Annotated in this window: 10 protein-coding genes and 1 pseudogene; 5 read left to right on the forward strand and 6 right to left on the reverse strand. The window is 70.0% G+C overall.

Features of this window, described 5'->3' with window-relative positions; translation table 11 throughout:
* Positions 1-4: 4 nt before the first annotated feature.
* From ACIA5H_RS06640 to ACIA5H_RS06665, 6 genes are read right to left on the reverse strand one after another with little or no spacing between them, the layout of a single operon-like run.
* On the reverse strand, positions 5-1,183 hold the full coding sequence (locus ACIA5H_RS06640) for a lipid-transfer protein (protein WP_355076758.1): 1,179 nt from the start codon (positions 1,181-1,183) through the stop codon (positions 5-7).
* Positions 1,176-1,580, reverse strand: a complete 405-nt coding sequence (locus ACIA5H_RS06645) for a MaoC family dehydratase (RefSeq protein WP_379250301.1) — start codon at positions 1,578-1,580, stop codon at positions 1,176-1,178. Before ACIA5H_RS06645 ends, ACIA5H_RS06640 begins: the two co-directional genes overlap by 8 nt.
* Entirely contained in the window at positions 1,577-2,512 is a 936-nt protein-coding gene (locus tag ACIA5H_RS06650; RefSeq protein WP_364436125.1) for a MaoC family dehydratase N-terminal domain-containing protein, read from the reverse strand. Before ACIA5H_RS06650 ends, ACIA5H_RS06645 begins: the two co-directional genes overlap by 4 nt.
* Positions 2,513-2,530: 18 nt before the next feature.
* Positions 2,531-3,691, reverse strand: coding sequence for an acyl-CoA dehydrogenase family protein (locus ACIA5H_RS06655; RefSeq protein ID WP_356963576.1), 1,161 nt, complete (start codon positions 3,689-3,691; stop codon positions 2,531-2,533).
* Positions 3,676-4,740: an acyl-CoA dehydrogenase family protein gene (locus ACIA5H_RS06660; RefSeq protein WP_379250297.1), complete on the reverse strand. Its 1,065-nt coding sequence runs from the start codon at positions 4,738-4,740 to the stop codon at positions 3,676-3,678. The genes ACIA5H_RS06655 and ACIA5H_RS06660 overlap by 16 nt, the downstream gene beginning before the upstream one ends.
* A 25-nt stretch (positions 4,741-4,765) precedes the next feature.
* A complete protein-coding gene (locus ACIA5H_RS06665) occupies positions 4,766-6,919 on the reverse strand; it encodes an acyl-CoA dehydrogenase family protein (RefSeq protein WP_397074390.1) in 2,154 nt (717 codons plus the stop codon).
* Positions 6,920-7,064: 145 nt separating this feature from the next.
* Here ACIA5H_RS06665 and kstR point away from each other — a divergent pair, with 145 nt between their 5' ends.
* The 5 genes and pseudogenes from kstR (at position 7,065) to ACIA5H_RS06690 (ending at position 14,011) form a co-directional block, all read left to right on the forward strand.
* A complete protein-coding gene (kstR, locus tag ACIA5H_RS06670) occupies positions 7,065-7,715 on the forward strand; it encodes a cholesterol catabolism transcriptional regulator KstR (protein WP_039794748.1) in 651 nt (216 codons plus the stop codon).
* Positions 7,716-7,971: 256 nt separating this feature from the next.
* A complete protein-coding gene (gene otsB, locus ACIA5H_RS06675; RefSeq protein ID WP_379250292.1) occupies positions 7,972-10,545 on the forward strand; it encodes a trehalose-phosphatase in 2,574 nt (857 codons plus the stop codon).
* Positions 10,546-10,702: 157 nt separating this feature from the next.
* Positions 10,703-11,584 carry a metal ABC transporter solute-binding protein, Zn/Mn family gene (locus tag ACIA5H_RS06680; RefSeq protein WP_355076745.1) on the forward strand — a complete coding sequence of 294 codons (882 nt, stop codon included), beginning with the start codon at positions 10,703-10,705 and terminating at the stop codon, positions 11,582-11,584.
* A 4-nt stretch (positions 11,585-11,588) separates the two neighbouring features.
* Positions 11,589-12,446: pseudogene (locus ACIA5H_RS06685) on the forward strand (metal ABC transporter ATP-binding protein); the annotation flags it as partial.
* A 695-nt stretch (positions 12,447-13,141) separates the two neighbouring features.
* Entirely contained in the window at positions 13,142-14,011 is an 870-nt protein-coding gene (locus ACIA5H_RS06690; protein ID WP_397074394.1) for a metal ABC transporter permease, read from the forward strand.
* Positions 14,012-14,243: the final 232 nt, after the last annotated feature.

Genomic DNA, 14,243 nt, shown 5'->3' on the forward strand with positions numbered 1-14,243 from the left:
CTGATCAGTCCGCACTGAGGACGAGGCCGGAGGTCGGCACGCCGGTGCCCGCGGTGACCAGGATGTTGGTCAGGTCGGCGACCGGGTTGACCGAGACGCCGCGGATCTGACGCACCGCCTCGGCGATGCCGTTCATGCCGTGGATGTACGCCTCGCCGAGCTGGCCGCCGTGCGTGTTGAGGGGCAGGCGTCCGCCGACCTCGATGGCGCCGTCGGCGATGAACTCCTTCGCCTCGCCCCGGCCGCAGAACCCGAGTTCCTCCAGTTGCATGAGGACGAACGGGGTGAAGTGGTCGTACAGGATGGCGGCCTGCATGTCCTCCGGACGCAACCCGCTCTGCGCCCACAGCTGCTCACCGACCAGGCCCATCTCCGGCAGGCCGGTCATGGCGTCGCGGTAGTAGCTGGTCATCACGTACTGGTCGGCGCCGGAACCCTGGGCGGCCGCGGCGATGACGGCGGGCCGCTGCGGCAGGTCGCGAGCCCGCTCGACGCTGGTGACCACGATCGCGACGCCGCCGTCGGACTCCTGGCAGCAATCCAGCAGGTGCAGCGGCTCGGCGATCCAGCGGGAATTCTGATGATCCGCCAGTGTGATCGGCTTGCCGTAGAAGAAGGCCGCGGGGTTCACCGCGGCATGCTTGCGGTCGGCGACGGCCACGCGGCCGAAGTCCTCGCTGGTGGCCCCGTAGACGTGCATGTAGCGCCGGGCGACCATCGCGACCTGCGCGGCCGGGGTGCCCAGCCCTTGCGGGTAGGACCAGCCCGCGTCGATGCCCGACGAGGTGGGCGCGGTGGCCAGCGCCGTGGAGAACTGCCCGAACCGCGACACCGAGCGCTCGTTGAACGCGCGGTAGGCCACCACGACGTCCGCGACGCCGGTGGCCACCGCCATGGCGGCCTGCTGAATGGTGGCGCAGGCCGCGCCGCCGCCGTAGCCGATGTGGCTGAAGAACTTCAGCTGCGGAATGCCGACCGCCCTGGCCACGGCGGCCTGGGTGTTGGTGTCCATGGTGAACGTGGTCAGGCCGTCCACGTCGGCGGGCGTCAGGCCCGCGTCGGCCAGTGCGGCGGTGACCGCCTCGGCGGCCAGGCGCAGTTCGCTGCGTCCGGAGTCCTTGGAGAAATCCGTGGCGCCGATGCCGACGATGGCCGCACGGCCGGAAATCTTCTGCTCAGACATCGGCCCTCCGCAACGCGATGACGGCCGTAGCCGTGATGTGGTCGCCGAGGCTGTCCTTGCCGACCACGTCGATGTGTACGTCGTCGCCCTCCAGCGCGGTCACCGTGCCGGTCAGCGTCAGCGTGTCCCCGGCGTACAGCGGCACGCCGAGGCGCAGCGCGATCGACTTGACGACGGCGCGCGGGCCCGCCCAGTCGGTGACGAAACGCTGCACCAAGCCGGTGTCGGTGAGGATGTTGACGAAGATGTCCTTCGAGCCGCGGGCGACGGCCTTGTCCCTGTCGTGGTGCACGTCCTGGAAGTCCCTGGTGGCCAGGGCGGTGCTGATCACGAACGTGGGGTCGGCGTCGATCACCAGCTCGGGCAGCACCGTGCCCACGCGCACGGCGGCGCTCACGAGACCACCTGCCAGACCGGCAGTGTCGCCTCGTCGTCGAGCTTCTCGAAGCCCACCTCGACCGGCAGACCGATCCGCACCTCGGCCGGGTCGATGCCGCGCAGTTCACCGAGCATGCGCACGCCTTCCTCCAGTTCGACCAGCGCCACCACGAACGGCAACTGCCGCCCCGGCACCTTCGGCGCGTGGTGCACGACGTAACTGAACACGGTGCCGCGCCCGGAGGCGACGACGTAATCGGTCGGTTTCGACTTGTCCTGCCAGATGGCCGGAATGGGCGGATGCCGCAGCGAGCCGTCCGGCAGCCGCTGGATGCGCAACTCGCCCGCTTTCGTCCCTTCCCAGAAGAATTCGGTGTCCCAGGAGACCAGCGGCTTGACCCGCGCGCCCTCCGCGGCTTTCGGCGCGGCGGTGCCGGGAGCGAATTTCAGCAGCCGGAACAGCATCTCGGCGACCACCTCGTCGCCGACCCGCCAGGTGGTCTGGAAGGTGACGAACCATCCCTCACCCAGCGCGGTGCGCTTCGGGCCGCGGATGTCCGACAGCGTGCTGGTGACCGAGACCTGTTCGCCGACCGCGAGGTAGCGGTGGTAGGTCTGCTGACAATCCGTGGCGACCACGGAGGTGTAGCCCGCGGCGTCGAGCAGTTCCGTGGCCGACCCCATCGGGTCGTCGGCGGGACGAGAACCGTTGAGCCCGAACATGGTCCACACCTGGGCCATGGCGGGCGGCGCGACGATGCCTGGATGTCCCGCCGCGCGCGCCGCCTCCTCGTCGACATAGATCGGATTGGCGTCGCCGAGCGCCTCGACCCAGTTGTTGATCATCGGCTGGTTCACCGGATCGCGCCCGAAACGGGGCGCGCTCGCACCCGCCGCCTTGATGGCCTCGGCTGCGGCGACGATCGCTTCCGGAGTAGTGGTTTCCGGCACGCGCGGCTCCTTCACTCGTTATCGGGGTACTCGCGGCAACCGCAGACCGGACGAGGCGACCAGTTCGCGCATCACCTCGTTGACGCCACCGCCGAAGGTGACCACGAGGTTCTGCTTGGTCCTACGGTCCAGCCAGGTCAGCAGCTCGCCGGTGGCCGGGTCGGCCGGGTCGCCGTAGCGGCCGACGATCTCCTCGGCGAGCCTGCCCGCCTCCTGGAGCGATTCGGTGGAGTAGACCTTGGTCGCGGACGCGTCGGCGATCACTTGCGCCTGGTCGCCGTCCACAGTCGCGGCGACCTGCCAGTTCAGCAGTTCGTTCAACCGGACCATGGCGTGGATGCGGCCCAGCGCCCTGCGCACGTCGAGTTCGGCGAGCACGCCGCGCGGTTGCGCCCAGTCGCGCACCCGGTCGTAGAGCTGCTCGATCTTGCCGGACGGCCCCAGGCTCACCCGCTCGTGGTTGAGCTGCGTCGTGATCAGCTTCCAGCCCCGGTTCTCCTCGCCGACCAGCATGTTCGCCGGGACGCGCACGTTGTCGAAGTAGGTCGCGTTGGTGTGGTGAGCGCCGTCGCAGGTGATGATCGGCGTCCACGAGTAGCCGGGGTCGGTGGTGTCCACGATCAGGATCGTGATGCCGCGGTGGCGCGACTCGGTCGAGCCGGTGCGGCAGGCCAGCCAGACGAAGTCGGCCTCGTGCGCGCCCGTGGTGAAGATCTTCTGCCCGTTGACGATCCAGTCACCGGACTCGTCACGCACCGCCGAGGTGCGCAGCGAGGCGAGGTCGGTGCCCGCGTCCGGCTCGGAGTAGCCGATCGCGAAATGGACGTCGCCGGAGAGGATTCCGGGCAAGAACCGCCGCTTCTGTTCCTCGGTGCCGAACTGCTGCAAAGTCGGTCCGACGGTCAGCAGCGTCACCAGCGGGAGCGGGACGTCGGCCCGGACCGCCTCGTTGAAGAAGATCTGCTGCTCGACCGGCCCGAAGCCTTGGCCGCCGTATTCCTTGGGCCAGCCGACGCCGAGCCAGCCGTCGCGGCCCATCCGGCGCACCACGGCGCGATAGGCGTCACCGTGCCGGTTCACCGCCATCTCGGCCTCCTCCTCGGGAGTCACGAGATCGGCGAAGTAGGCACGCAATTCGTCGCGCAGCCCGCGTTGCTCGGTGGTCAGGTCGATGAACATCTCGCCCCCAATCGGTCGAGCCGGAACGACGCGCCGCCGAGCCAGCGAGCGATGTCCTTGGCTTGTGAGTAGTAGCGATGCATCGGGTGGGTCACGTCCACACCGAGGCCGCCGTGCAGGTGATGGCACTTCTGCATGGCCGCGGGCAGTTCCGCGGCGACGGTGTAGGCGAGGATCTCCAGGTCGTCGTCGGTGCGCTCGCGATGCTCCCGGCTCGCGTCGGGCTGCGCCAGCGCCCAGTTCGCCGAGACCGCGGCCACGTGCAGGGTCCGCGAGACGACGTACAGGTCCGCGATCTGCTGGGCCACCGCCTGGAACTCGGCCAGCGGCCTGCCGAACTGATGCCGGGTGCGCAGATGCTCGGCGGTGAGCGTGATCGCGCCTTTGAGCAATCCGTCGGCCACCGATCCGATCGAGGCGAGCGCCAGCCGGTGCAGATCGGCGAGACCGACCGGCCACAGCTGGTCGGCCGGAATCTGCACCTGGTCCAGCCGGACCGTGTACTCGGGAATGCCGCCGGAGACCGGCGTCGGCGTGCGGGTCAGGCCGACGGCCTGCGCGTCCACCACGGCGATACCGGCGTCGGTCGGCACGAGCAGCCAGCTCGCCTCCTCCGCGTACGGCACCGCCACCTTGTGCCCGGTGATGCGCACCGTGTCGCCGCTGACGACGGCGGTGGTCTCCGGCTCGAGGACGAACGGCGCCCCCGGTTCGCTCAGCGCCGCGGTGAGCACCGCGCCCTCGGCGACCCCCGGCAGCACGAGCGACTGCACGCGCTCCGGCGCGCAGGCCACCAGCGGCAGCACGCCCAACCCCAGCGTCGACAGCGCCGGCACCGCCACCGCGTCGGTGGCCAGTTCGGTGAGCAGCGCCGAAACCTCGAGCAGCCCCATCCCATCGCCGCCGAACCGTTCCGGCAACGCGACGACGAGCAGACCGGAGTCGGCCAGCTTCGGCCACAATCGCATGTCGCGCGCCGGTTCGCGCTCCAGCAAGCTCACGACGACCTCGGCCACCGCGTCCTGGCCCTCGTCCCTGGTGAAGTCCACGCTTGTCTCCCGATTGGCTGTAGGGCTAGCTGTCCGCGTCACGAGGCAGCCCCAGAATCCGCTCGGCGGCCACGGTGAGCAGGATCTGCTCGGTTCCGCCCGCGATCGACAGGCAACGCGTGAGCAGGAACTCCTTGGTCACCTCGGAGTCCTGCGCGCCGAGCGGGCCCGCCGCCTCCGCGGCGAATTCCGCGACCGCTTGGCGGTGGCGCACGCCGACCAGCTTGCGCACGCTGCTCTGCGCGCCGGGGTCCCCGCCCGCGAGCATCTTCACCGCGGCGCGTTGCTCGAGCAGCAGACCCGCGATCGCCTCGGCCACGAATCCACCGAGCCGGTCGTTCACCAGCTCGGTGCCCGGGCCGGTGGCGGGCGATTTCGCGATCAGCTCTTCGAGTACCGGACCGATGCCGTTGCCGCCCATGGCGACTCGCTCCGTCGACAGCGTGGAGCGGGCGATCTTCCATCCGTTGTTCAGCGCGCCGACCACGCAATCGTCCGGCACGAACACATCGTCGAGGAAGACCTCGCTGAAACGCGCCTCTCCGGTGATCTGCACCAGCGGGCGCACCTCGAGCCCGGCGCTGTGCATATCGACCAAGAAGTACGTGATGCCGCGGTGTTTGGGCGCGTCGGGATCGGTGCGCGCCAGGCAGATCGCCCAGTTCGCCTTGTCGCCCAGCGATGTCCACACCTTTTGCCCGCGCAGCACCCAGCCGCCGTCGGCCTTTTTCGCGGTGGTGCGCAACGCCGCCAAATCGGAACCCGCCTCTGGTTCGCTGAACAGCTGGCACCAGACCACTTCGCCGCGCAAGGTCGGCCAGGCGAAGCGCTCGATCTGTTCCGGCGTCCCGTGCTGCAACAGCGTGGGGATCGCCCAGCCGCCGATGGCCAGGTCCGGCGCGGTGAGTCCGGCACGGCGCAGCTCCTCGGAGATCACCAGGCCGGTCATCGGGTCCGCGGCGCGTCCGTATGGCCGCGGCCAGTGCGGCATGACCAGGCCCGCGTCCACCAGCGCGGCACGCTGCCGGTCGGCGGGCAGCGCCGCGATCCGCGCGACCTCGGCGGCGAGTTCGTGCGCGCTGTCGCCGTCCACGGCGGCCACGCCTTCCTCGGCGAAGACCCGATCGGCCCCGGTCGTGCGCCGCAGGCCCCTGCGGGTCAGTTCGGTGACCCGCGCCCGCCAGTGCGCCGACCCGCCGAGCAGTTGGCGCAAGGCCGTGGCCCGGCGCAGATACAGGTGCGCGTCGTGCTCCCAGGTGAAGCCGATGCCACCGAGCACCTGAATACAGTCCTTGGCGGTCTCCACCGCCGCGTCCAGGGCGATGGCGGCCGCGACGGCGGCCGCGATCGGCAGTTCGGCTCCGCCGTCGTCCACGGCAGCCGCGACGTCGGCCGCGGCGGCGCGGATGAGTTCGGTGCGGCACAGCATCCAGGCACAGATGTGCTTGACCGCTTGGAACGAACCGATCTTGCGGCCGAACTGCTCGCGCACCTTCGCGTACTCGACCGCGGTCTCGAGGCACCAGCCCGCGAGGCCGGACAGTTCGGCGGTGACCAGCGCGACGAGCAGGTCCCCTGCCGCGTGCGGCGCGACGAATACGCGTTCGGCGGGCACGCGCAGGTCGGCGCAGTGCACCCGCGCGAGCGGCGTGCTCGGATCCAGCGGCGCGAGCGCTTCCACCCGCAGGCCATCGGCGTCGGGCGCGACCAGGCACCACCGCTGTCCTTGCGGTTGGTCGATCGGCAGCAGCACGGCGGTGCCGGGGGCGGCGCCGACGACGGAATCCCAGGTACCCGTGAGCAACACGCCGTCGCTCGCGACGGGTACGCTCACCGTCGAACCGACGACGAAGTCGAGCGCCACACCGCACGGCAGGTCCTCGTCGAGCTGTCCGGCGGTGATCAGATTGGCCAGAGCCGTCGTGAGTACCGGGCCGCCGACGAGATCGTGCGCCGCCTGTTCCACCAGCACGGCCAGATCGGAGACCGACCCGCCCGCACCTCCCGCGTCCTCGGCCACCGCGACCCGGAAGATCCCGATCTCGGCCAGCGCGGGCCAGTAGGCGCGCCAGAAGTCGGCCGCGCCGGCCCGCATTGTTGCAATCGGACGGACCGAAGCGGCCCATCCGCGCATCGACTCCTGAACGGCTTTATGCTCGTCAGTGGTGGCGATGGTCACACTCCATACCGCCTTTCCGGCGTGACTCCCACACCTAGAACATGTTCTAATATCCTAGCCGGGCGGAAGTCAAGAGACCATCGCCGCCGCGGCCACACCGCGCACGCAGCCGACGAAACGACGTTTCCGGAAAGGACTTTCATCAATGGCCAGTCCGTCCCGATCGCAGCCAGCCGACCCGAGCGCGGGACGGCCCGCCGCCACGGTCACCACGCTCAGCGAGGACGAGCTGAGCTCGGCGGCGCAGCGCGAGCGGCGCAAGCGGATCCTGGACGCGACCTTGGCGCTCGCGTCCAAGGGCGGTTACGACGCGGTACAGATGCGCGCGGTGGCCGAGCGCGCCGATGTCGCGGTCGGCACGCTGTACCGCTACTTCCCGTCGAAGGTGCACCTGCTGGTCTCGGCGCTGTCGCGCGAGTTCGAGCAGATCGAGGGCAAACGCAAGCCGCTTGCCGGGCAGTCCCCACAGGAGCGCATGCACCTGCTGCTCACTCAGATCACCCGGATGATGCAGCGCGACCCGCTGCTCACCGAGGCCATGACCCGCGCGTTCATGTTCGCCGACGCCTCGGCCGCCGCCGAGGTGGACCGGGTCGGCAAGGTGATGGACCGCGTCTTCGCCCGCGCGATGAACGACGGCGAGCCCACCGAACGCCAGCTGGCCATCGCGCGGGTGATCAGCGACGTGTGGCTGTCGAATCTGGTCGCGTGGCTGACCCGGCGCGCCTCGGCCACCGACGTGACCGAACGACTGGAACTGACCGTCGACCTCCTCCTGGGCGAACGCAACCAGTAAGCTCTAGCGGGATCTCTCAGCACACAGCGAGCGAATCAGCGCCCGGTCACCCCACCGGGCCCGAATAGCTCGTTGTGCTGCGACGAAGCTCACCCGCTCGGATCCCGTTGCCGTTAGCTGGGCAGATCTACCGGACACCGGTTCAGGTGTGCGTTATCGTGCGCACGCGAACCGGCGCGCTTCTGTGCGGCAAATTCAACACAGTATTGTTTTGCCCGCCCCCTGAAAAAACTCCTCCGATCACTAGGTTGGATGCGTGAGCGCACAGGATCTGCCACTGGAACTTCGCCGTGCACTGTCGACGGTCGCGCGCGTGCCACGGCTGTTGGTCGCATCGGACTACGACGGGACACTCGCGCCCATCGTGTCCGACCCGACCAAAGCCTTTCCCCATCGGGAATCGGTGAGCGCGTTACGAGCCCTCGCCGGCCTGACCGGGACCACTGCCGCCGTGATCTCCGGCCGCGCGCTGCGAGATCTCGCGGCGCTGTCCCGCCTTCCGGTCGAGGTGCAACTGATCGGCAGTCACGGCTCGGAATTCGACGTGGGCTTCGTGCACGCGATCGACAACGACGCCAAGCATCTGCTCCAAGAGGTGCAGACGGCCCTGAACCAGATCGCCGCGGACAACCCCGGCGTCACCGTCGAGATCAAACCGGCCAGTGTCGCGTTGCATGTGCGCAACGCCAGCCCGGAGATCGGTCATCGCGCGCTGTCGCAGGTCCGGCTCGGTCCGGCGTGCTGGTTCGGCGTGCAGGTCACCGAGGGCAAGGCGGTCATCGAACTGGCCGTGGTGCAGACCGACAAGGGCACCGCACTGGACACCGTTCGGCATCAGGCGGGGGCCTCGGCCGCGGTGTTCTTCGGTGACGACGTCACCGATGAGAAGGCGTTCCGCGTGCTGTCCGGCCCGGACGTCGGCATCAAGGTCGGCGACGGCGAGAGCCTGGCCAAGTTCCGGGTGGACAGCACCGAGGCCGTGGCGTGCGCGCTGGCCTACCTGCTGGAGGAGCGCCGGACCTGGCTGGCCGGCGCGAGCGCGCCGCGCATCGAGCGGCTGACCATGCTGGCCAGCCCGCGCTCGGTCGCGCTGCTCACCCCGGACGCCACGGTGACCTGGTTCTGCCATCCGGAGCCCGATTCGGCCGCGGTGTTCGCCCACCTGCTCGGCGGCCCGCAGGGCGGCCACTTCACCATCGAGCCGGAGCGGCCGGGCCTGCCGCTGTCGCAGCGTTACGTCGACGGCACGATGACCGTCGAAACCCGTTGGGCCAAACTGCAAGTCACGGACTACCTGCCGCACGACGTAGCCCCGACCCGCACCGACCTCACCCGGGTGATCACCGGCGACGCGAAGGCCGTGGTCACCTTCGCCCCGCGCCCGGAGTTCGGCCAGGTGCCGGTGAACCTCGAGGCGCAGGAGGGCGGGCTGCGGGTGTACGGCACCAACGACCCGATCGTGCTGCGTTCACCCGGCGTGCGGTGGGAGATCGTCTCGGACGGTACCCACGAGTCGGCGCGGGCCGTCGTGGATCCGTCCAAGGGGCCGGTCGTGCTCGAACTGCGCTGCGGCACCGCCGATCTCGATCCCGCCCCGGCCAGTGAGGCGGAGCGGCGGCGGGAGGCGCAGCGGTACTGGTCGGATTGGGCGGGGACGCTCACACTGCCGCCGCTCAAGCCCGACCTGATGAAGCGCTCGGCGCTGACCCTGCGCGGCCTGGTGCACGCGCCGTCCGGCTCGATCCTCGCGGCCGCCACCACCTCGCTGCCCGAGGACATCGGCGGCGTGCGCAACTGGGACTACCGCTACTGCTGGCTGCGCGACGCGGCGCTGACCGCGCAGTCGCTGGTCTCGCTCGGCTCGCTCGCCGAGGCGGAGGACTACCTGGGCTGGGTGCACCGCGTGCTGGAGACCTTGCCCGGCCCCGAGCGGCTGCACCCGCTGTACACGCTGTACGGCGAGACCCTGCCGCCGGAGGCCTCGATCGACCAGCTACCCGGCTACGCAGGCTCCCGCCCGGTGCGCGTCGGCAACGCGGCCAACATGCAGGTGCAGCTGGACGTCTTCGGTCCGATCGTGGATCTCATCGCGACCCTGGCGCACGCCAGGGAGCTGCGCGGCGTCACCGATCCGGCGAACGTGCTGCCCGACGCCGACTGGGAGCTGGTGTGCGCCATGGTCTCGGCGGTGCAGCGGCGCTGGCAAGAGCCCGACCACGGCATCTGGGAGATCCGCGGCAACCCCCGCCACCACGTGTACTCGAAGGTGATGGGCTGGCTGACCGTCGACCGGGCGCTCACCCTGGCGCAGAAGTTCGATCGCGAGGCCGATCCGGCCTGGCCGGTGCTGCGCGACACCATCGCCGACGAGGTGAAGGCCAAGGGCTGGAACGACGAGGTGCAGTCCTACACCGCGGCGTACGACGGCACCGACCTGGACGCGGCGACGCTGCACATCGGGCTGAGCGGCCTGATCGACCCGTCCGACCCGCGCTTCGCGGCGACGGTCGTGGCGACCGAGGCCGAGCTGCGCAGCGGCTCGACGGTATACCGCTACCACCACGACGACGGCCTGCCCGGCGGCGAGGGCGGATTCCACCTGTGTGCGGCCTGGCTGGTCGAGGCGTACCTGCTGATCGGCAAGCGCTCCGACGCCGAGGCGCTGTTCGCCCAGCTGGTCGACGTGGCGGGCCCGACCGGTCTGCTCAGCGAGGAATACGACCCGGTGGCCGAACGGTCGCTCGGCAACCATCCGCAGGCGTACAGCCATCTGGGCCTGTTGCGCTGCGCGCAGCTGCTGGGGCAGCCGGTGGAGGCCGCGCTGGTCTGACCACCTAGGAGCCGAGGGCCCGCGAACGAGGAATCGTTCACGGGCCCTTCGCATTCGGTTTCCAGGTGGGCGTCGCATCCGCACGCTTGACGGCCCCTGCTAGAGTTAACGGGAACGATTTCCATTATGATCTAGAGCACGGCCAGGAGTACCCCACGTGAGAACCCGATTCGCCATCAGTTGCGCAGGTATCGCCGTGGGAGTCGTCTCCGCCCTGACGCTGACCGCCTGCGGCGGCTCCAACGACGACGGGCGCCCGACCGTCGTCGCCTCCACCGACGTCTGGGGCGATATCGCCGCCGCCGTCGCGGGCCCCGACGCCGCCGTCCGGTCGCTGATCACCGATCCGTCCGCCGATCCGCACTCGCACGAGACCTCCGCGGTCGAGTCGGCGGCGCTCAGCGATGCCGACCTCGTGGTCTACAACGGCGGCGGCTACGACCGGTTCGCCGAGAAGGCGGTGGCGGGCACGAACAAGCGCACCGTGGACGCGTTCGCCCTGCGGGCCGATCAGAGCGACGACAACGAGCACGTCTGGTACGACGTGCGCACCGTCGACGTGGTCGCCGACCGGATCGCCGCCCAACTCGGCGAACTGGACCCGGGCAAGGCCGCGGCCTACGCCGAGCGCGCGACGACGTTCAAGAACCGGCTCGCCGCGGTTACCGCCATCACCGGCGCACTCGCCGCCGAGCATCCGAAAACGCCGGTGCTGCAGACCGAGCCCCTCGCGCACTATCTCCTGGTCGCCACCGGAGCCGACGACCGGACTCCGCACGAGTTCCAGGAAGCCATCGAGCAGGAGACCGACCCGGCCCCCGCGGCCGTCGCGGCGACGCAGGACCTGCTCACCGGCAAGCGGGTCCGCGCCCTGATCTACAACGTGCAGACCGAGGACAAGATCACCAAAGACCTGCGCGCGACCGCGCGGAGCGCGGGCGTCGCCGTCGTCGAGGTGACCGAGACCCTGCCCGACGGCGTGGATTACATTCAGTGGCAGACGAAGAACGCGCAGGCGCTCGCCGCCGCGCTGGGCTGAGCAGATGAACAAGGGAGCCGCGCTGACCGCACACGCCGACGAGGTGGAACGGCGCTCGACCATCGGCGAATCGGCCGCGGTGCGACTGGAGGCCGCCCGCTTGTCGTTCGGAGACCGAACCCTTTGGGAGGGGCTGGATCTCACTGTCGCGCCGGGTGAATTCGTCGCGGTCCTCGGGCCGAACGGTTCGGGCAAGACCTCGCTGCTGAAGGTGCTGTTGGGTCAGGTCGGCCTGAGTTCGGGCGCGGCTCGGATCGCGGGCTCTCCCGCGCGCACCGGCAATCACGACATCGGCTACATACCGCAACAGAAGACGATCGACGCCGGGGTGCAGTTGCGCGGCGTCGATCTCGTCGGCCTCGGCGTCGACGGGCATCGCTGGGGGCTCGGGCTGCGCTCCCGCGCCGAACGCAGGCGGAAGGTGGCCGCGGCCATCGCCGACGTGAGCGCCGAGCGATTCGCCCACGCGCCACTGGAATCCATGTCCGGCGGGGAACAGCAGCGACTGCGGGTGGCGCAGGCGCTGGTCGGCGATCCGAAGGTGCTGCTGTGCGACGAACCGTTGCTCAGCCTTGACCTGGCGAATCAGCGACTCGTCGCCGAGCTCATCGATCGCCGCAGGCGCACCCACGACACCGCGGTGCTCTTCGTGACGCACGAGATCAACCCGATCCTGCCCCTGGTGGACCGGGTGCTGTACCTGGTCGACGGCCGGTTCCGGATCGGGACGCCGGAAGAGGTGATGACCTCGGCGGTGCTGTCGGAGTTGTACCGCACCCAGGTGGACGTACTACGGGTACGCGGGCGTCTGGTGGTCGTCGGCACCGGCGACACCATGGACGCGCTCGGCACCGCGGGCGGCCACTGCCACGGCCCGGCCGGCGACGAGTTCGCCCACGGCGATTCCGCCGGTAGCCCCGCACCGGACGATGACTCCACCTCGACCACGGGATCCGTCGAAGAGTCGACCCCCGCAGCGCCGTCATCAGCGCATGCCGCCGTCGCCGCCACCTCGACCGGCACGGAAACCGGCACACGAACCAGCCGCCCGGCAACCAACGGCAGCGCCGCAACCGAACGAACACCGGCAGTCCCGACGACCGCCGCCCCCACTTCAGGCCGATCGTCGACCACCGACGAGGCACGCGTCGATGCGACCTCGACCGACACGGGTACCGGCACACGAGTCGGCCGCGCGGCGACCCACGGCACCGCTCCTGCCGAACGAACACCGGCGGTCCCGACGACCGCCATGCGCCCGAACTCGGGCCCACCCTCGACCACCGAGGTGGCGAGTGGTGGCTCGACGCCGATCGACCCGAAGACGAACGAACCGGCGATGCGCAGCGCGTCGGTGACCGAACCGACATCGAGCGGCCTGGCATCCGCGGTCGACACATCGCCCAGCCCCGCGAACGGCAATGCGCCAACGGGCGACGCGGTGTCCGGCCACTCGATACCCGGCAACGGTTCGACGGCGGCCCTCTCGTCGGCGGAGCGTGTCCAAGGCGACGGCGACCGTCCGACGGCGGATCCCGAGCAGAGCGGAGCGCGTTCGTGACCGACAAGCTCTCCAGCGTCCTCGGCAAGATGCTCGACTTCGCCACCACGGCGAACCTGCTGTCCTACGGTTTCGTCCAGCAGGCGCTGCTCGCGGCGGCCCTGCTGGGGCTGCTGTCCGGCGTGATCGGTCCGCTGATCATCAGCAGGCAGATGTCGTTCGCAGTGCACGGCACCAGCGAGCTTTCGTTGACCGGAGCCGCCGCCGCGCTGCTGGCCGGTGTCGGCGTGGGTCTGGGCGCCATCGCGGGGTCGGTGGTCGCGGCGGTGTTGTTCGGCCTGCTCGGCGCGCGGGCGCGGGAACGCGATTCGGTGATCGCCGTGGTGCTCTCGTTCGGGCTCGGACTCTCGGTGCTGTTCCTGTGGTTGGGCCCCGATCGCGCGGGATCGAAATTCTCCCTGCTGACCGGCCAAGTGGTCAGCGTCGGCAACAACGGGCTCGGCCTGCTCGCCGTCTGCACCGCCGGAGTGATCGCGGTGCTGGCCTTCGTCTACCGGCCGCTACTGTTCGCCAGTTCCGACCCGGAAGTGGCCGTGGCGCGCGGTGTCCCGGTGCGGGCGCTGTCCATCGTGTTCGCCGTCCTGCTGGGCATCACGGCGGCGTTCGGCGTGCAGATCGTCGGCGCGCTGCTGGTCCTCGCCCTGCTGATCACCCCGGCCGCCGCGGCCGCCCAGCTCACCGCGGACCCGGTTCGAGCGACCGTGCTCGCCGTGGTGTTCGCGGAGATCGCCGCCGTCGGCGGCATCCTGCTGTCGCTCGCGCCGGGCGTCCCCGTCTCGACCTTCGTCACCACGATCTCGTTCCTGATCTACCTCGCCTGCCGCCTGCTCGGCACCCGCAACCGCAGGCTCGCGCACGCCCGCTGAAGGCGTCGCGCGCCGGTCTACTGACGGTGCACCGGCATGTCGAAAAGTTCTCGCGATCGACGTCCGGGTGATGGCGGTGACCTCATGGCGAGCGCAACGCCGGCCAGCGGTGCCGCGACCGCCAGTCCAGCGGCTATCAGTGCTGATGAGCGCCTAGCTCGCAAACCGGACCGATTTTGATGGCAGCCGCCTTCAGTCATTGGCAAATGCTTTCGTATGCTCGACTCATCGC

The sequence above is a fragment of the Nocardia sp. NPDC051900 genome, from assembly GCF_044452545.1.
GTDB classification, from domain to species: domain Bacteria; phylum Actinomycetota; class Actinomycetes; order Mycobacteriales; family Mycobacteriaceae; genus Nocardia; species Nocardia sichangensis.

Bases quoted from the DNA above. Each gene is read 5' to 3' on its own strand.
- kstR (WP_039794748.1), top strand. From the start codon at position 7,065: ATGGCCAGTCCGTCCCGATCGCAGCCAGCCGACCCGAGCGCGGGACGG.
- ACIA5H_RS06655 (WP_356963576.1), bottom strand. From the start codon at position 3,691: ATGTTCATCGACCTGACCACCGAGCAACGCGGGCTGCGCGACGAATTG.
- ACIA5H_RS06640 (WP_355076758.1), bottom strand. From the start codon at position 1,183: ATGTCTGAGCAGAAGATTTCCGGCCGTGCGGCCATCGTCGGCATCGGC.